This window comes from Anabaena sp. UHCC 0204 (assembly GCF_009711975.1).
Taxonomy (GTDB): Bacteria; Cyanobacteriota; Cyanobacteriia; order Cyanobacteriales; family Nostocaceae; genus Dolichospermum.
Window position 1 is genome coordinate 20,651 of the sequence record NZ_VIKW01000039.1, and the last position, 17,661, is coordinate 38,311.

At 38.8% G+C, this 17,661-nt stretch carries 17 protein-coding genes and 1 tRNA gene; 9 read left to right on the forward strand and 9 right to left on the reverse strand.

Going from position 1 to position 17,661, the window contains the following annotated elements; genetic code table 11:
• Positions 1-11: 11 nt before the first annotated feature.
• Both FJR04_RS21795 and FJR04_RS21800 read right to left on the reverse strand, forming a co-directional pair.
• Positions 12-863, reverse strand: coding sequence for a hypothetical protein (locus FJR04_RS21795; protein WP_168498726.1), 852 nt, complete (start codon positions 861-863; stop codon positions 12-14).
• A gap of 130 nt (positions 864-993) precedes the next feature.
• Positions 994-1,656 (reverse strand): Npun_F0813 family protein, encoded by a 663-nt coding sequence (locus FJR04_RS21800; RefSeq protein WP_168498728.1) that lies wholly within the window; start codon positions 1,654-1,656, stop codon positions 994-996.
• A 462-nt stretch (positions 1,657-2,118) separates the two neighbouring features.
• Between FJR04_RS21800 and FJR04_RS21805 the strand changes: the two genes are divergently transcribed.
• Positions 2,119-2,192, forward strand: a tRNA-Arg gene (locus tag FJR04_RS21805).
• Positions 2,193-2,524: 332 nt separating this feature from the next.
• On the forward strand, positions 2,525-4,432 hold the full coding sequence (gene dxs / locus FJR04_RS21810) for a 1-deoxy-D-xylulose-5-phosphate synthase (protein WP_168498730.1): 1,908 nt from the start codon (positions 2,525-2,527) through the stop codon (positions 4,430-4,432).
• On the opposite strand, the gene FJR04_RS21815 is transcribed toward dxs, so the two are convergent.
• On the reverse strand, positions 4,429-4,581 hold the full coding sequence (locus FJR04_RS21815; protein WP_168498732.1) for a hypothetical protein: 153 nt from the start codon (positions 4,579-4,581) through the stop codon (positions 4,429-4,431). The two genes, dxs and FJR04_RS21815, sit on opposite strands and share 4 nt — an antisense overlap.
• 596 nt (positions 4,582-5,177) lie before the next feature.
• On the opposite strand from FJR04_RS21815, the gene FJR04_RS21820 reads away from it, so the two are divergent.
• Positions 5,178-7,091: a serine/threonine-protein kinase gene (locus FJR04_RS21820; protein WP_168498734.1), complete on the forward strand. Its 1,914-nt coding sequence runs from the start codon at positions 5,178-5,180 to the stop codon at positions 7,089-7,091.
• 30 nt (positions 7,092-7,121) lie between these two features.
• Here the strand turns inward: FJR04_RS21820 and FJR04_RS21825 are convergent, their stop codons facing one another.
• Positions 7,122-7,313 carry a hypothetical protein gene (locus FJR04_RS21825; protein ID WP_168498736.1) on the reverse strand — a complete coding sequence of 64 codons (192 nt, stop codon included), beginning with the start codon at positions 7,311-7,313 and terminating at the stop codon, positions 7,122-7,124.
• 87 nt (positions 7,314-7,400) lie between these two features.
• Here FJR04_RS21825 and FJR04_RS21830 point away from each other — a divergent pair, with 87 nt between their 5' ends.
• From FJR04_RS21830 to FJR04_RS21845, 4 genes are all read left to right on the forward strand, one after another.
• Positions 7,401-7,964, forward strand: coding sequence for a Uma2 family endonuclease (locus FJR04_RS21830; RefSeq protein ID WP_168498738.1), 564 nt, complete (start codon positions 7,401-7,403; stop codon positions 7,962-7,964).
• Positions 7,965-8,294: 330 nt separating this feature from the next.
• Complete coding sequence (locus tag FJR04_RS21835) at positions 8,295-10,316, forward strand: cation:proton antiporter (RefSeq protein ID WP_168498740.1); 2,022 nt, start codon at positions 8,295-8,297, stop codon at positions 10,314-10,316.
• Positions 10,317-10,548: 232 nt separating this feature from the next.
• Positions 10,549-11,055 (forward strand): DUF1499 domain-containing protein, encoded by a 507-nt coding sequence (locus tag FJR04_RS21840; protein ID WP_168498755.1) that lies wholly within the window; start codon positions 10,549-10,551, stop codon positions 11,053-11,055.
• A 123-nt stretch (positions 11,056-11,178) separates the two neighbouring features.
• On the forward strand, positions 11,179-11,634 hold the full coding sequence (locus tag FJR04_RS21845) for a DUF29 domain-containing protein (RefSeq protein WP_168498742.1): 456 nt from the start codon (positions 11,179-11,181) through the stop codon (positions 11,632-11,634).
• 139 nt (positions 11,635-11,773) lie between these two features.
• Here the strand turns inward: FJR04_RS21845 and FJR04_RS21850 are convergent, their stop codons facing one another.
• From FJR04_RS21850 to atpD, 4 genes are all read right to left on the reverse strand, one after another.
• Positions 11,774-12,241, reverse strand: a complete 468-nt coding sequence (locus FJR04_RS21850) for a hypothetical protein (RefSeq protein WP_168498744.1) — start codon at positions 12,239-12,241, stop codon at positions 11,774-11,776.
• Between the two features lie 215 nt (positions 12,242-12,456).
• A complete protein-coding gene (locus FJR04_RS21855; protein ID WP_168498746.1) occupies positions 12,457-13,020 on the reverse strand; it encodes a Uma2 family endonuclease in 564 nt (187 codons plus the stop codon).
• An 86-nt stretch (positions 13,021-13,106) separates the two neighbouring features.
• A complete protein-coding gene (gene atpC, locus FJR04_RS21860) occupies positions 13,107-13,520 on the reverse strand; it encodes an ATP synthase F1 subunit epsilon (RefSeq protein ID WP_168498748.1) in 414 nt (137 codons plus the stop codon).
• 87 nt (positions 13,521-13,607) lie between these two features.
• The gene (gene atpD, locus FJR04_RS21865; protein ID WP_168498750.1) at positions 13,608-15,056 is read right to left on the reverse strand and encodes a F0F1 ATP synthase subunit beta; all 1,449 of its coding nucleotides are present in this window, start codon (positions 15,054-15,056) and stop codon (positions 13,608-13,610) included.
• 388 nt (positions 15,057-15,444) lie between these two features.
• On the opposite strand from atpD, the gene FJR04_RS21870 reads away from it, so the two are divergent.
• A complete protein-coding gene (locus FJR04_RS21870) occupies positions 15,445-15,933 on the forward strand; it encodes a hypothetical protein (RefSeq protein WP_254445346.1) in 489 nt (162 codons plus the stop codon).
• 46 nt (positions 15,934-15,979) lie between these two features.
• Here the strand turns inward: FJR04_RS21870 and FJR04_RS21875 are convergent, their stop codons facing one another.
• Positions 15,980-16,114, reverse strand: a complete 135-nt coding sequence (locus tag FJR04_RS21875; protein ID WP_168498751.1) for a ribbon-helix-helix protein, CopG family — start codon at positions 16,112-16,114, stop codon at positions 15,980-15,982.
• Positions 16,115-16,194: 80 nt separating this feature from the next.
• On the opposite strand from FJR04_RS21875, the gene FJR04_RS21880 reads away from it, so the two are divergent.
• Positions 16,195-17,496 carry an RNA-guided endonuclease TnpB family protein gene (locus FJR04_RS21880; protein WP_168498757.1) on the forward strand — a complete coding sequence of 434 codons (1,302 nt, stop codon included), beginning with the start codon at positions 16,195-16,197 and terminating at the stop codon, positions 17,494-17,496.
• Positions 17,497-17,661: the final 165 nt, after the last annotated feature.

Below are 17,661 nucleotides of genomic sequence, written 5' to 3' on the forward strand. Positions count from 1 at the left end.
ACCAAATTTTGTTAAGTTCGTTTGCGTCCACGGTCTCGGCGTTTAAGACTCAATGATGCGTCGTATTCTAGAACAGCGCCCATACCGAATAACACTCCACTAAACACCCAGAATACTTCTAGTATGTCTCCACTTTGATAATTGTCGCCCTGAGCAAATTTAAACCACATATCTGCAATGTAGAGCGAAAATGCGGCTGCTGCAATCATGCGCCAAGATAGGGAAACTTTCCCTCCCCAAAAAGCTAGAAGCATCGTTGTGGCAATAATTAATAATGCCACATCGCTAACTATGTAAAACCAATTCAGAATAAAGGCGATCTGATCAGTGGATGTTTGCGGTTTTTGGGAAATCAACCAAGCCAGAAAACTTCCTAATCCTCCAACTGCTACGACAATTAGCCATTGCCATGCTTCTAGATTGATGCGTCGGGAGAATAAAGCTAAAGCCATACCTGTACCCAGGCATAGATAAGTTAGGACAAAAAACACATCAGCAATAGATACATCTGGTTCTTGACCTAAAATTATTTCTATATAGCCAAAAATTAGTCCACCTATAAAATAGGCAAACATTCCTAAGCCGATTGAGAGCCAAACTTTCCGACTACTAACCATTTGGGTACTCCGCCAGTTCCTCCAGCATAAGAGACTTGCACCCAAGTATGCTATAGCTTCAAAAATATTTGTGCCAATTACATACCAATCTGCGCGAACTTCTCCTTTCCCTTCTACAGGGATTTTGGCGCTAAACAACAAAAAGTATAACAATGCTAAAACAGCCCAACTAAGACACGCCAAAACGAGATTTTGAGTAGTTAGCAGGGATTTAGCGCGGGATGAATTGTCGTAAGATTTACTCATAGAGATTAACTAGGTAAATGCTCTGAAGGTAATATTTTTTGCACACTAAATGATATATCTCACAATTTTTGCATTCTTGTGACACATAATCGCCAATGAGCAGTTTTTTTTTTGCAAATCAATATCCACCCTAATGCCAAAGCTTATTAAGTGGAGATTTTTTTAACCAACTAATAAAGAGTTCTTGCTCTTCTTCTGGCATATCTTGTAATCGCTCATCTAGTTGATGAGCAAAGTTGGTGTCACCAAAATATGTTTTTCCTAAACGGTGCAGTTCTTCTAGAAGAATAATCACATGAGTTTCTTGCCAAGCTGGCATTGTACTCATCTGTGATAAATCCTCAGTGAGGAAAGATTTTACTACATCGGCAGAAGAGATATTGGGAAATTGTTTTTGCTGTAACGTCCCCGTTATATCTTTTGTAAATAGAGTGGCTTGACGACTTCCTAATAAATCTTCAATATCCAAATAAACAGCTTGTAACAGTGTAATAGCAGCTAATGTTAAAACATCAGTTTTAGTGTGACTACCAGTGTCACTACTGATTTGGTCTAACTTCACCTTTCCCCAGATACTATAGCGTTCTGGTTCTTCTAATAACACACAAGCTTTTCCTCGGTTATCGGTGAGCGATCGCCAAAAAGTCTTAGCCTCTTCCTCTTCACTGGCCTTAAAAACCGTAATCAATCGAAAAGTCTGCCCCTGATAATAGAGGATCGACACTTGTTGATCTTCTTTTTTCGGGTGCTGAATCGTCGAAATTTCAACATCCTGCCGTTTGAGAATAAACATAGCACTAGCAAATAACTCCTCGCAGGGGCTTTTTTGATAAAGAATATGTAATGGTCTGCTGTATCATTACAATAGAGTATAATTACTTAAGTAGCCAGGTAAGGAGTATTTAGCATTGACTAGATACTCGATTAGGATAGGATTCTAGGAAAGTATCCATATTCATAGGCAATTACTCCTTGACATCACAATATATCTGAATATTGTATCTATTTTGTTTTTAGTGTACCTCGACTCATCAATCACTGAAACTTTATTACTGAATTGACACTTCCCTGACTCAAGAGGAGGGGATTCTTAGTGATTAAGTTTTGGCGCGTGGTGTAAAAACTTCAGCTTAATCTCCAAGGTTTTCAGCCTTTTTTCTGATCAAAAATGAAATTTTTAATTTGCTATTGCCTATTGTCATAAAAAGGTAATATAATAGGGAAGGTTTATCTTGAAAAAATAAATCATAGTGATGGGTACGTAGCTCAGTTGGATAGAGCATCCGCCTTCTAAGCGGACGGTCACAGGTTCGAGTCCTGTCGTACCCGTTTTCAAAACTTACACATTGGATGTATGGTTTTTGGGCATTTTCATGGGATTTTTTGATGATTTTGGAGTGTATCTATATTTATCTAAGAAAACTCCACAAACAAGATGATCCAACTGCACCAAATCAAAACGAATTTTCCTCCTCCCACTCCCTGCCCCCTGCCCCCTTCCCGATAAGTTCTCAACTCAAATAGGATCGCTATAGCTACTAAAAACGCACAAAAGTTATAGTTATACAACAACATTAAATGATCGTCAGATTTTAGTAGCCACCTGAAGTGGGAAAATCAAATCATGCCAAAAGTAGAGTTAGAGAGGAAAAGCTGATAATATGCACCTGAGTGAAATCACCCATCCTAACCAGTTGCATGGTTTGTCAATTCGGCAATTGCAACAAATTGCCCATCAAATTCGAGAGAAGCACCTACAAACCGTAGCAGCCACTGGGGGGCATTTGGGTCCGGGTTTAGGAGTTGTAGAATTAACTCTAGGACTTTATCAAACCCTAGATTTAGATCGAGATAAGGTGACATGGGATGTAGGACATCAAGCCTATCCTCACAAATTAATTACCGGACGCTACAGTGACTTCCACACTCTCCGGCAAAAAGACGGCGTTGCAGGTTATCTCAAACGCTGCGAAAACAAGTTTGATCATTTTGGTGCAGGACACGCTTCTACAAGTATTTCTGCCGCATTGGGAATGGCTTTAGCCCGCGACTTAAAAGGAGAGAAATTTAAAACCGTTGCGGTGATTGGAGATGGTGCTTTAACTGGGGGTATGGCGTTAGAAGCTATTAACCATGCTGGACACCTACCCAAAACTAATCTTTTAGTGGTTCTCAATGACAACGAGATGTCCATTTCTCCCAATGTGGGAGCAATTCCTCGTTATCTCAATAAAATGCGCCTGAGTCCGCCGGTGCAGTTTCTCTCTGAAGGGATTGAGGAACAGCTAAAACATCTTCCTTTCCTTGGTGAATCTATTTCTCCAGAACTGGAACGGATTAAAGAAGGAATGAAGCGGTTAGCTGTTCCTAAAGTCGGTGCAGTTTTTGAAGAACTGGGCTTTACCTACATGGGTCCAGTTGATGGGCATAATTTAGAGGAATTGATTGCAACATTCCAACAAGCTCATCAAATTACTGGGCCTGTTTTGGTTCATGTTGTCACCACTAAGGGTAAAGGTTATGAACTAGCTGAAAAGGATCAAGTAGGCTACCATGCCCAAACCCCCTTTAACTTGACTACTGGTAAAGCGATTCCTTCTAGTAAACCTAAACCTCCTGCTTACGCTAAGGTCTTTTCTCACACCTTAGTAAAACTGGCTGAACAAAATCCCCAAATCGTCGGTATCACAGCCGCAATGGCTACTGGTACGGGTTTAGATAAACTCCAAGCGAAACTGCCTAATCAATACATTGATGTGGGTATTGCTGAACAACACGCTATCACTTTAGCAGCAGGTTTAGCTTGTGAAGGGATGCGTCCCGTCGCTGCTATCTATTCCACTTTCTTACAACGGGCTTACGACCAAATTATTCACGATGTTTGCATCCAAAACCTACCTGTATTTTTCTGTTTAGACAGAGCAGGAATTGTTGGTGCTGATGGTCCTACTCATCAGGGTATGTATGATATTGCTTATCTGCGTTGTATTCCGAATATGGTAGTCATGGCTCCCAAGGATGAAGCGGAATTACAACGGATGGTTGTGACTGGTATTAACCACACCGATAGTCCTATTTCTATGCGTTTCCCCCGTGGTAATGGTCACGGTGTCCCCTTAATGGAAGAAGGTTGGGAAGCTTTGGAAATCGGTAAGGGGGAAATTCTCCGCCAAGGTGATGATGTGTTAATCGTCGGTTACGGCACAATGGTTTATCCAGGAATGCAAGCGGCAGAAATTCTCAGCGAACATGGTATTGAAGCAACTGTGATTAATGCCCGTTTTGTCAAGCCTTTAGATACTGATTTGATTTTACCTTTGGCTAAACAAATTGGCCGGGTTGTCACTTTGGAGGAAGGTTGTTTAATGGGTGGCTTTGGTTCTGCGGTGACTGAAGCTTTAATGGATGCTAATATTTTAGTTCCTGTGAAGCGGATTGGTGTACCTGATATTTTGGTAGATCATGCCACACCTGATGAATCTTTTGCGGCTTTAGGGTTAAGCAGTCATCAAATTGCTGAAACTGTTTTGCAAGCTTTCTTTAAGAAAGAAGCTGCTGCTGTGGTTTAGTTAATTTTTTCGTTCCCATACCAAAAGTATGGGAATGGTAATTTTTTGTCAGAATTAGGATTTTCAGGATGTGAGCGATCGCCTGCTCTATCTACAATCCGGGCGATCGCCATTTTTCTACTTGACAAGCTGGAAATAATTTTGTACACTTATGTTATAAGTAGAAATCTGTGGGCGCATATATAGGGTTTTATATTTTCTGAGTTGATATTTTCGGAACGCGGATGAACGCAGATAGACGCAGATTGTCTGAATCAGGATATCCAGGATGTCAGGATTTACAGAATGAAATCACAAAATATCTCTGAAAACTTCTTTCCTTGGTGTTCTGTGCAATTCATTATGTCTTTATTTATGCGGAAGTTTGATATATTTTAAAATACCTAAAAATGCCTATTCAATCTCACATCCTGTAAATCCTAAAATCTTGGACATCCTGATTCAGACAATAATACACCCTTGGATTTTTCTCAAGACTATCATAACATAACCATCTCAGAAGTCAAGACCCTTGAAATTACGTTGAGTCATTCGCAGCGATTCTCAATAATTTGAGGGTAAAAAAGGGTGTTTAAACTTTTTTGGAAAAATTGAGTTAAGAATTGTTAAGGTAGATCACGCCAAGACGCAAACGGTGAGATGAAGAAAACAAGAAATATGAGATAATTTATTCTCTATTTGCGTAATTAGCGAGTATATTCTTGTATATGCTCTAAATATCAACGTATCTACCAAAACCTAACCCATGAATCAGATATGTTGTCTGAACCCAGACTGTCATAATCCACCTGTTCTAGATACGACAAAGTTTTGTCCTAATTGTGGTGTTTCTTTAGTTATCCTCAGAAACCGTTATCGTCCTGTTAAACCTTTGGGTGGTGGGGGTTTTGGGAAGACTTATTTAGCTGAAGATGTTGATAAATTAAATGAGAAGTGTGTTATTAAACAATTTGCACCCCAAACTCAAAATACCTATGCTTTAAAAAAAGCTAAGGAGTTATTTGAGCAAGAAGCAATACAACTAAAAGACCTCAAACATCCCCAAATTCCCCAATTACAAGCTTATTTTGATGAGGATGATTGTTTATATTTAATTCAAGATTTTATTGAAGGTGAAAATTTATTAATTGAGTTAGCAAATCAAGGAACTTTTAACGAACAAAAAATCCGGGATTTGTTACTTGATTTATTACCAGTTTTACAAATAGTCCATAGTAATAACATTATTCACCGCGACATTAAACCAGAAAATATTATGCGTCGTCGCAGTGATGGGAAATTATTTTTAATTGATTTTGGTGCTTCCAAACAACTGCAAGGTACAATGCGACCAGGTACAAAAATCGGTACTTTTGGTTATGCTGCTATAGAACAAATGGAAGATAGAGAGGTTTATCCTGCTAGTGATTTATTTAGTTTGGGTGCAACTTGCTTTCATTTAATGACTGGGGTTTATCCTGGGGATTTGTGGAACAGACAAGGTTACAGTTGGGTGAAAGATTGGCGTAAACATTTACAGCAATCTGTGAGTTTAGAATTAGGACAAATTTTAGATAAGTTATTAAAACTAGAAAATCAAGACCGTTATCAGTCAGTAGAAGAAGTTTTACAAGCCTTAAAAGCACCTCCAAAAACTAATTATTCCCGTCGTGGTTTTTTGCAAATTGCAGGTTTAGTGGTTGGAGGATTTACCATAGCCGTAATATTACCAACTATATTTGGGAATAAGAATCGAAAACTTACCAAACCATTAGTAATTCTAAAAAATATCACCTCAGCAATTTTAGTTAATACCCTGACTGGTCATTTTGACGGAGTTAATTCCCTAGCAATTAGCCCTGATGGTAAGATTTTAGTTAGTGGTAGTGGTGACAAAAAGATCAAAATCTGGAATTTGCCAACAGGAAAATTGAAATCTACCCTCACTGGTCATAAGACCTCGATTAGTTACCTAGCCGTCACCCCCGATGCTAGGACTTTAGTCAGTGCAAGTTGGGACGACACTATCAAAATCTGGAACTTGCAAACGGGAAAATTGAAATCTACTCTCACTGGTCATAGTAACGGGGTTTATTCCCTAGCAATTAGCCCCGATGGTAAGATTTTAGTTAGTGGTAGTGGTGACAAAAAGATCAAAATCTGGAACTTGCAAACAGGAAAATTAAAATCTACCCTCACTGGTCATTCTAACTGGGTTAGTTCCCTAGCGATTAGCCCCGATGGCAAAATTTTGGTCAGTGGTAGTTATGACAAGACTATCAAAATCTGGAATTTGCTAACGGGAAAATTGAAATCTACCCTCACTGGTCATTCTAACTGGGTTCATTCCCTAGCAATCAGCCCCGATGGTAAGACTTTGGTAACTGGTAGTGCTGACAACACTATCAAAATCTGGAACTTGCAAACAGGAAAATTAAAATTTACCCTCACTGGTCATTCTGGCTGGGTTCGTTTTGTAACTATCAGCCCTGATGGTAAGACTTTGGTCAGTGGAAGTTGGGATGACACTATCAAAATCTGGAACTTGCAAACAGGAAAATTAAAATCTACCCTTACTGATCATTCTAATGATGTTAATGCTTTAGCTATTAGCCCTGATGGTAAGACTTTGGTCAGTGGAAGTAATGACAATACTATCAAAATTTGGCGGTTGGAATAACCTGAATCAGGATAACCAGGATTAAAGGATTTACAGGATATCTTTTTTGCGTCTTTGCGTGAGGAAATAGATAAATTTTGTCTGAATCAGGATATCCAGGATGTGAGGATGTAGAGGATGAAATTGCAAAATCTCTCTAAAACCTCTTACCTTCGTGTTCTTCGTACCTTCGTGGTTCATTCTTCCATGACTTGTGCGTAACCAACCATCATCAAACAACATCCTGAAAATCCTAAAATCCTGGACATCCTGATTCTGACAAAAAAAGGTTAAATTATAATAGTATCCCACTTACAGGATTGAGAAATAATGACCACCGTAATTAATCAATCCCTAACCTTAGCAGAATTTCTCAAACTCCCAGAAACAAAACCAGTCAGGGAATATATCAACGGGGAAATTATTACTAAACCCATGCCCAAAGGAAAACATAGCCGCTTACAATTAAGACTATGCAATAGTATTAATGATATCACAGAAAACGAAAAAATCGCTTATGCTTTTCCTGAATTGCGTTGTAGTTTTGGTGTACGTTCCGTAGTTCCTGATATCGCGGTTTTGAAATGGTCAAATATTCCCTTTACTGCTGAAGGTGAAGTCCCTAATGATTTTTTCATCCCTCCAGATTGGACTATAGAAATTCTCTCTCCTGAACAAAATTCAACTCGCGTGATCGATAATATTTTATATTGTTTAAATCATGGTTCTTCATTAGGTTGGTTAATAGATCCTGAAGATCGTTCTATTTTGATTTTTCGCCCTCATCAACAACCAGAACTATTACGCGGTGATCAGCAGTTACAAATATTAGAATGGATAGATTTACAGTTAACTGTAAATCAAATATTTGGGTGGTTAAAAATGATGGTTTAATTCTAGTTTCTAGATTATACGGCGTTGCCGATCGCCATATTGAAGTAGGAAATTGAAAAGTCAAAAATTGCAAATTCTTACTCTCTGAGACTCTACGTGAGGTAAAATTATACAAAATATTTTATCAATCCTCATACTGAAGTATTAGCTGGGTTTAATGTGGTTGAGGGTGAAGCAATAAAATATTTACCAGCGGTAATAGAGTCTCTGATGGGAGAACCTGCTTAATTCCCGAAGATATATCTAAAAATAGTTAACATCGGCATTTGTGTTTTCTGCAAGGACTAGATACTTTAGTGAAGTGCCAACGTACTAGCTAAACAAATATCTATGAACGTAAATGCGATCGCAATTTTGTTTCCTGCTATGGTATCTACGCCCATTAAAGAGCCAGTACCAGTATTTTTGACGATTCTGGGCATTATGCTGATTGCGCCCCTGCTGTTTGAGAAAATTCGGCTACCGGGGATTGTGGGATTAATCTTAGCGGGGGTGATTGTTGGACCTAACGGTTTGGGATTTTTGGCACGGGATAACACTATTGTCCTTTTAGGTACAGTTGGGTTGTTGTTCCTCATGTTTATGGCAGGTTTGGAAACCAGCCTCGATGACATGAAATATAATGCAGATAAGGCATTAATCTTTGGAGTAGCCACCTTTGCTGTCCCCATGGTACTAGGCACAGGGGCGATGTTAGCCATAGGTTACGGTTTTTTACCTGCAATTTTAGTTGCTTCCTGTTTCGCTTCCCATACTCTGCTGGCTTTACCTGTGGTAAGTAAGCTGGGAATTATGCGATCGCCTGTTTTGACGACTACTCTCGGTGGTACTCTGATCACTAATATCCTGGCGTTGTTAGTATTAGCTATTGTCGTCAGGGCGCACCAAGGTAATTTAACTTTACAGTTTTGGTTATTTCTCATTCCTTCACTGATTATCTATACCTTCCTCACACTCTGGGGTGTTCCCCGTCTGGGAAAATGGTTTTTTAGAAAATTTGGACATGATGAAGGGGCAGAGTTTACCTTCGTTCTTGCTACTCTGTTTGTAGTGTCTTATGGAGCAGAAGTAGTCAAAATTGAGCCGATTATTGGTGCTTTTTTAGCGGGAGTTGCGATTACCCAATTGATTCCCCAACTTAGCCCTTTGATGAATCGGATTCAATTTATTGGTAATACTCTGTTTGTACCATTTTTCCTGATTTCTGTGGGAATGTTGGTGAATCCTGGGATTTTGATTCAAGAACCGCGATCGCTCATTGTCTCCGGTGTGATGGTGACAGTGGCTATAGTTGCTAAATACATCCCGGCTTGGGGTGCGGGTAAGTTATTTGGATACAACTTTGATAATATTATGGTCTTGTTTGGGCTATCTGTAGCTCAAGCAGCTTCTACTTTGGCAGCAATTACCGTTGCTTACAATATTGAATTGGTTGATCAATTAACAGTGAATGGGACGATCGCCATGATTTTAGTTACCTGCATTGCTTCCCCTTGGGTGACAGCAAAGTGGGGACAAAAACTGAAAACAGGAAATGTTGTTCCCCAAAAGCGCGAAAGTGGTAGTTTAGGCGATCGCGTTTTAGTTCCTGTTGCTAACCCAAATACTGAAGATAACTTGTTAAAGTTAGCAATCCTCTTAGCTAAATCAGCCGCTGGTACACTTCTACCTCTACATATCATCATCGAGGAAGGTGAACCAATTTCCCCAAATGCTAAGGTTAGACAAAATCAGTTACTTTCCACCGCAGAAATGATTGCTCATGCAGCAGTTACTAATGTTACACCCATTGGTAGAATTGATGAATCAATAGACAAAGGTATTGCCAGAGTAGCACAAGAACAGCAAGCAAGTGTGATAGTCTGCGGTTGGAAAGGTTACTCTACTTACCAAGAAAATTTATTTGGCGGCGTAATTGATAAAATTGTCCAACGCAGTTCTATGCCTGTTTTGGTAACTCGTTTTCCTTTACCTATTGAGCATACAGCCAGAGTGTTTCTCGCTTTCACCAGCCAACAAGCTAATGCTAGTTCTTTTCAAGAAAGTATCAAATTAGCCAAAAATCTCGCCGCAGAACTCAAAGCATCTTTACAACTATTGGAAGTTGTTAACACAAAAGGAGTAGATATTGATTATATTGATGCGGGACTAGCAGCGGATACACCTATTCAAAAAGTCCGGGGTAATTTTGTTACAGAAGTATCACGGTTACTGAATACAAATGATTTATTGTTGTTAAATGGTTCTGTAGCCCAGAAAACTCAGATATTTTCACTTCTTGGTCATGTCCCCGAAGCGATCGCTCGCAATCACCCGCAATTGGCAATGATCATTGCATATTTACCTCAATAAAAGGTGACTGACAGGATATAGCGATTTCCGGCGTTGCTGAATAAAAGTATGAATTTATCTCACGCAGAGACGCAGAGGCACAGAGAGTAAGAGATGGACGCGGATAAACGCAGATAAATTTGTACTTCAGTAGATGAGGAAATGCTATAGCCTGGAAACCTATAAAATTGTAGAAGCTGGTAGAATGCAAAAGGTGAATTTACAATAATTTAAAGCTGATAATATGCCGAAAATGCTCAAAATATCCAATGGTAGTGCGATCGCTCCTTTTTCTGTAAGTATCACCAGATTACAGAATATTATTTTTTCGGTATTCCTCACCCTCATAATTACTTTAATAGTTCCTGCATCTGCTTGGGCTTCTAGCTTGGGAATTGAGTCTGGACATCTCTCTCCTTGTCCAGCTTCTCCAAACTGTGTTGTTAGCCAAAATGCTGATGCTCAACACGCTATTGAACCGATTACTTATCATATAGACAGAGATAAAGCTAGAGAGATATTACTTAAGGTTCTGACTGTTGTTCCCCGCACAGAAGTGATAGAACAAACAGATAATTATATTCATGCTCTTTCTAAAAGCCGCATTTTCAAATTTGTTGATGATGTAGAGTTTTATTTTCCCAGCGATGAGTCGGTAATTCATATTCGTTCATCATCTCGCGTGGGAGAGTCGGATCTTGGTGTGAATCGGACTCGTGTAGAACAAATTCGTTTAGCTTTACGAGATTTAAATATTTAATTTGACCTGGTATCTGAAACGAAACAGACTTTCAGTGCCTCAAATTAAATGGCTAATTTTATTTCACTCTAGGGAATTCTTGAATAGAGATTGCAGATAGTTGAGAATTGAAAAGGTAAAAATATGAGAATTACTACCAATTTAAAAGAACTCTATGAAACCGATGATAGTTTATGGTTAGAAGAAACTATTGAATTATTAAAACACAAACAGTTTAATCAACTTGATTTAGAAAACTTAATTGAGGAATTGACAAGTTTGGGTAAAAGAGATTTAGCTAAAGCCAAAAGTCTTTTAAGGCAAATTATTATTCATTTATTATTAATTCAATATTGGCAGGTAGAATATGAAAGAAACTATCGTCATTGGATTGGAGAAGTTAAAACTTTTAGATATGATTTGAATAATCATTTGACGACAAATTTAATTAATAAGTTAGAGGATGATTTAGGGAATATTTATGAAAGCGCGGTTGATTTTGTGAAAAGTAAAACTGATTTAACTGTTTTTCCAGAAAAGTGTCCTTATACTTTGGGTCAGTTGTTAGATGATGATTATTTACCTGAAAGATATTCATAAGGTAAAATTTCAATTTATTTTTTTGCGTGAAATTAAATAATGAATGAACCACGAAGAAGCGAAGGACACGAAGAGAAGAGAGTTTCAGAGAGATTTTTCGTGAGTCTTGGCAATATTAAAGGTTTTTTGGTGGGTTTGATCAATGGAACATAGAAGCAACTATCGCTCCTGCATGGGTGATAGACTCCATTGTATTTCGCGCTGACTCATTTATTCTGTCCATTGGGGTGGAGTGGTGTAACATTTGTGGTGAAGCTGCTAGTTGTGCGTAAACACCCAATAAAAAATCAGGGTCAATAACTGGTACTCCATTAGTTTGGAAATAAGCATTTCTAGTGATAACTAAAACCGGTTGACCTTGATAAAGAACAAAGGGAGGGTTGGGGCAATAAATGTTATAAGGACTATGTGTACCGTGTTGACCACCATATAAGCTATGAGAGTTACGGATACTATAATTTCCGTGATAACCACCGTATATTCCATGAAGATTATTTATCGAATTGGGATCATGTTGGTTACTTGACAATAATCCGAGACACACATTATCAGCACTCCATAACTGAGCGTTACCATTAATGGCAATGAGAAATTCTAAAATTGACATTGTTTTAACTGGTATGGTTATTTTTTTGAGAATATACTAATTAAAGCATAAATAAATTCTGTAAGTATCCATGAATTCACCTAATATTGCTCCTTTGCGCCTCTGCGTCTTCGCGTGAGAAAAAGGTAAATAATCAACTCTTTTGATTTTTATTGAGTCCGTGCAGACGGACTTTGTTTGTGTAGCCGCAACTTCTAGTTGCCAGAACTTAATATTTACCTCTTTCTTTGCAACCAAGAAAATACTTCCTCAACTGTGATGATTAAATTCACACTTTCTAAAACTGGTAATCTATCTTTTCCAGTTAACAAATCTGGTAAAGTATTAGGCTGATAAACTAAAATTGAACGTTCACTTGGATCAAGCAACCAGCCAAGTTTAGTACCATTTTTAATACAATGTAAAATATTACCAGTTACCTTAGTCTGACTTTGGCTAGGTGAAAGAATTTCAATTACCCAAAGAGGTGCAAAATTAATTCCACTGCTAATAATATCACCGCTTTCATCTAATGGTATTTGATCAGTCGCAATCACCAGAACATCGGGAACTACAGAACGATTTCCACAGCTACAGCGCATTTCTGGAAAAGCTTCATAGTCACTTGTTGCCGTGTCAATAACTGCAACTAATTTTTTTTGTAATAAACTGTGTTTACCGCCACCCATTGGTTTTTGAATTACTTCTGAATTAATATATTCCCAAGCTGGTGATTCATCAATAAAACCCAGCTTTAAAAATTCTTCTATGGGAATGATTTTTGCCACTGTTGTTGTCATTTATTTAACCCCAGAATTTAAGGTATTAATATAAATAAGGGTAGGCATATTGCCCACCCTCATTAATTTTAGATGCTCTATACAATTTATACCAAGCCACCAGCAGCTTGAAAACGAGCGCGAGCGCGTTTAAATGCCTGTGTTGCTTGGATTTGTGCTTGACGATCGTCTGGTTTAACTTGATTCAGGCGAGTTTGTGCTTCATTAAAAGCAGTACGAGCTTCTTCAAGTTTAATTTTGTCGCCACGTTCAGCACCGTTGACTAAAATTGTGACTTCATCTTCATCAACTTCAGCAAAACCGCCTAAAAGAGCGATCGCTTGCCAATCTTGATTTTTGTTACCACGAACACGCATTACACCTATATCCAAAGCTGTCAACAGTGGTGCGTGTCCAGTTAAAATACCTAATTGACCAGTGGTGCTAGGTAAAACTACTTCTTCAGCTTCAGCATCCCAAACGGTTTTGTCTGGGGAAATTACACGAACAGTAAATGTCATTTGTCAGTTGTCCTTTGTCAGTTGCTTTTTGTCAGTTGCACGAAAACACTTTACGGGCGGGGAAACCCCACCCCTACTGACTAATGACTAACCTTTCATTTTTTCGGCTTTAGCGATCGCTTCGTTGATATCGCCTACCAAGTAGAAAGCTTGTTCAGGTAAAGCATCCAACTCACCAGAAAGAATTTGTTTAAATCCTTTAATGGTGTCTTCCAACTTCACATACTTACCAGGAGAACCGGTAAATACTTCAGCTACGAAGAAAGGCTGAGACAAGAACCGTTCAACTTTCCGCGCCCGGGCTACAACTAGACGGTCTTCTTCAGACAATTCATCTAAACCCAAAATCGCAATAATATCTTGGAGTTCTTTGTAACGTTGCAGAGTTGATTGTACAGCCCGTGCAGTGTTGTAGTGGTCTTCACCAACAATGTTGGGTTGTAGCATGGTAGAAGTAGAATCCAAAGGATCAACCGCTGGATAGATACCTTTAGAAGCCAAACCACGGGACAATACTGTTGTTCCGTCCAAGTGAGCAAAGGTGGTTGCAGGTGCAGGATCAGTTAAGTCATCCGCAGGTACATATACAGCTTGAATAGAAGTAATAGAACCTTCGGTGGTAGAAGTAATCCGTTCTTGTAAAGCACCTACGTCTGTACCCAAAGTAGGCTGATATCCTACCGCAGAAGGCATCCGACCCAAAAGTGCGGATACTTCAGAACCAGCTTGTACAAACCGGAAGATGTTATCAACAAATAGCAATACGTCTTGCTTGTTGACATCACGGAAATACTCAGCCATTGTCAAACCAGACAAACCAACCCGCATTCTTGCTCCGGGTGGCTCGTTCATTTGACCATAAACTAGAGCAATTTTGGATTCATTGAGATTATCTTTATTGATAACTCCAGATTCCATCATTTCGTTATAGAGGTCATTCCCTTCACGAGTGCGTTCACCCACACCCGCAAATACAGACACACCACCATGTTGGGTAGCGATGTTGTTGATCAATTCCATCATGATCACGGTTTTACCAACACCAGCACCACCGAACAGACCGATTTTTCCACCGCGTCTATAGGGAGTCAGCAAGTCAACAACTTTAATTCCTGTCTCAAACACAGAAGGACTGGTTTCCAATTCTGTGAATTTAGGAGCATCACGGTGAATAGGTAGAAATGCTTCAGCGTCTACGGGACCACGATTATCTACGGGTTCGCCCAAAACGTTAAAAATTCGTCCCAAGGTGGCTTTACCAACGGGTACGCTGATAGGAGCGCCAGTATCAATAACTTCTAAACCACGGACTAAACCATCTGTGGTACTCATAGCTACAGCCCGGACTTGGTTATCGCCCAGTAATTGCTGTACTTCAACGGTTAAGCTGAGATTTTGTCCAGCTTCGTTGGTGCCGGTGATGGTTAAAGCGTTGTAGATTTGGGGTAATTTACCGCCAGGGAATTTAACGTCTACAACTGGACCAATGATTTGGGTAATGTAACCAATGTTTGTTTTTTCTGCGGTGGTGACCATGCTGCGCCTAAATGATTGAAGCTATTTTTGAGAGTAGGTCGTCAAAGACCTAAGATCAAGCGATATCATCTCTTAGGTTAGCACCTAACGCCCCCACCTTTGCCTTAAATTCATTATTAAGACTAGATCACCAATTTGGTGAACATCTGGAACTGCAAAATAAATTACTCCTAGAAAAAAGCATAAAAAGAGAATCTGTGGGTTGACAACAGATTTTAGATTTGTTATAATAAAATCGATAAGGAAGAACTATCTTAAAATAAATAGAAATAACATGATAGGGGTTTAGCAATGCTAAACCCTTATATTAGTTTGAACCAAAGATATCAAAATCAGGATATCCACCAATTATAAGGATGAACAGGATGCAAACAGGAATGACAATCGGATGACACGCTTTATACACGATCAATTCGCCAAACAATATCTAACGGAACTATTAACACCCTATGGACAAGTAGAAACCAGCAAAGATATTACCGCCGAAGTCAGACAAATTGATGTATTATTTATTCCTTCACCCCAGCCTACACAAAGCCTAGAAACACTAGGATTACTAGGGAGAATGGCCACAAGTTATGCCGTATTTGAACCATTCCGTAACCCTGTCAGCAAAAGTGAAATTCGCAGTTGTATGGGTAAACTGTTTGACATTCACGCAGACCTAGAACGGCAAGCTAGACGCAATGATACGCGAATAGATGAAGCTGAATTACCCCAGCTATGGATTTTTACGCCTACAGCATCAGTAGAAATCTTAGAGAATTTTAATGGTACTCTGGATGAAACAAACTGGGGAAAGGGCATCTATTTTTTATCAAAAGGATTAAAAACCGTCATAAAACCTCGCGGTAAGTGGGAAACTCAGTGGCTTTAGCCCTGAGAGGGAAGCGACACGAGCGGTTTTAACCGCTGTAGTATTTCTAATCTAGTTTATATTCTCTAATTAGTCTCTGTGTAGCCGATGACTGAGATACCCCCCAGTTTACGGCAATCTTCTCTAGCTTTGCTTTGTCTTCTTCGGACAAATAAATAATAGTACCTTTTTTTCTAGACATGATGACAATCTAATATTGATATGATATGATTATATTATCACAGCATTGCAGTTCAAACAATGTCTAAAGTTAAAAAGTCAATGGGAGTACAACAAGTTTTGTTGTCCCCCGATGATGAAACAAAGGCAGTATTAGAATATCTCTGCCAGCAGTCGGGAAAGCTCTATAACAGTGGTGTTTATTTTGCTAGACAAACATTTTTTAAAACTGGAAAGTTGTTGACAGGTAAATTTGATTTAGCTTATGAACCTTCAGTTTCTAAAACTATGGTCGCTCAATCAATGCCTTCTACACCTGCACAACAAACTTTGTTGTCTGTAATTGAAGCATTCAAATCTTTTAAAGAATTACGTTCTTTGTTTCTCAAAGGTCAATTACATTTTCAGCCTAAAGCACCTGACTATCTAACAGGTTCTAAACTTTTCAAAGTTGCTTATCCTAACAGTGGGGGACAAAAGCCAACTCTAATTAATGGACAACTTAGATTTTCTTTAGGATTAACTGTTAAAAGATGGTTTGGAATTTCTGAATTTTTTCTACCAATGCCGTCTAATCTAGACATTGCTCATGTCAAAGAGTTTACTATTCTACCTAAAAACGGTGCTTTTTATTTGGAAATGTCTTACGAAGTTGAAAAGAAAAGCCACGTTTTAGACATTAATCAGGCATTATCTATTGATCTAGGAACGGCTGATAATTTAGCAGCTTGTGTTGATACATTGGGTAATTCTCTATTGATTGATGCCCGTGCAATGAAGGCTATGAATCAGCTTTGGAATAAAAAAGTATCTACTCGCAAAGAGGGAAAACCAGAAGCTTATTGGGATAATTGGCTAGATTGTGTAACCCGTAAACGTAACCATCAAATGCGAGATGGGATTAATAAAGCTGCAAAACTAATTGTTGACCATTGCTTAAAATATGGCATTGGTACTTTAATAATTGGTTGGAATGAAAGCTTTAAATCTAACGCTAATATGGGGAGAGTTAACAATCAAAAGTTTGTCCAAATGCCTTTAGGTAAACTTAAAGATAGGTTAAAACAACTCTGTGATTTAAACGGGATTAGATTTCAAGAAACTGAAGAAGCATATACGTCAAAAGCTAGTTTTTTAGATGGAGACTCCCTACCTAAGTATGGTGAAAAACCAGAAGGGTGGAAAGCATCAGGAAAGCGTGTTAAGCGTGGCTTGTATCAGTCAGCTAATGGTTCAATTGTTAATGCTGATCTCAATGGTGCAGCTAACATTTTACGAAAAGTAGCCAGCAATTTAGGCATAGACCTAAGCTTACTGGGTAGACGGTGTTTGACGACCGTAGCGAGAATTAAACTTTGGGCTTTGCCTAAGTTTACTCTGTCAGCAGAATCTCAGTGTCTTTAGACCTGAGAGTGTCAATATTGCAATTCATCAACTACCCAGTACACCCGAAACACTGTTTTTGCGGGTTTTAGGAAAAGGAAAAGTACAAAGACAAGCGGTAGAAGAATTAGAAGCACTAGCAAATGATAGTCCCTTTCTTGCGGATATTATACAATTAGTAACAAT

Coding starts and splice junctions, on each gene's coding strand:
- atpD (WP_168498750.1), bottom strand. CDS start 15,056: ATGGTCACCACCGCAGAAAAAACAAACATTGGTTACATTACCCAAATC.
- FJR04_RS21795 (WP_168498726.1), bottom strand. CDS start 863: ATGAGTAAATCTTACGACAATTCATCCCGCGCTAAATCCCTGCTAACT.
- atpC (WP_168498748.1), bottom strand. CDS start 13,520: ATGACATTTACTGTTCGTGTAATTTCCCCAGACAAAACCGTTTGGGAT.
- dxs (WP_168498730.1), top strand. CDS start 2,525: ATGCACCTGAGTGAAATCACCCATCCTAACCAGTTGCATGGTTTGTCA.
- FJR04_RS21830 (WP_168498738.1), top strand. CDS start 7,401: ATGACCACCGTAATTAATCAATCCCTAACCTTAGCAGAATTTCTCAAA.
- FJR04_RS21840 (WP_168498755.1), top strand. CDS start 10,549: ATGCTCAAAATATCCAATGGTAGTGCGATCGCTCCTTTTTCTGTAAGT.
- FJR04_RS21845 (WP_168498742.1), top strand. CDS start 11,179: ATGAGAATTACTACCAATTTAAAAGAACTCTATGAAACCGATGATAGT.
- FJR04_RS21870 (WP_254445346.1), top strand. CDS start 15,445: ATGACACGCTTTATACACGATCAATTCGCCAAACAATATCTAACGGAA.
- FJR04_RS21875 (WP_168498751.1), bottom strand. CDS start 16,114: ATGTCTAGAAAAAAAGGTACTATTATTTATTTGTCCGAAGAAGACAAA.
- FJR04_RS21835 (WP_168498740.1), top strand. CDS start 8,295: ATGAACGTAAATGCGATCGCAATTTTGTTTCCTGCTATGGTATCTACG.
- FJR04_RS21855 (WP_168498746.1), bottom strand. CDS start 13,020: ATGACAACAACAGTGGCAAAAATCATTCCCATAGAAGAATTTTTAAAG.
- FJR04_RS21850 (WP_168498744.1), bottom strand. CDS start 12,241: ATGTCAATTTTAGAATTTCTCATTGCCATTAATGGTAACGCTCAGTTA.
- FJR04_RS21820 (WP_168498734.1), top strand. CDS start 5,178: ATGAATCAGATATGTTGTCTGAACCCAGACTGTCATAATCCACCTGTT.
- FJR04_RS21880 (WP_168498757.1), top strand. CDS start 16,195: ATGGGAGTACAACAAGTTTTGTTGTCCCCCGATGATGAAACAAAGGCA.
- FJR04_RS21825 (WP_168498736.1), bottom strand. CDS start 7,313: ATGTTGTTTGATGATGGTTGGTTACGCACAAGTCATGGAAGAATGAAC.
- FJR04_RS21800 (WP_168498728.1), bottom strand. CDS start 1,656: ATGTTTATTCTCAAACGGCAGGATGTTGAAATTTCGACGATTCAGCAC.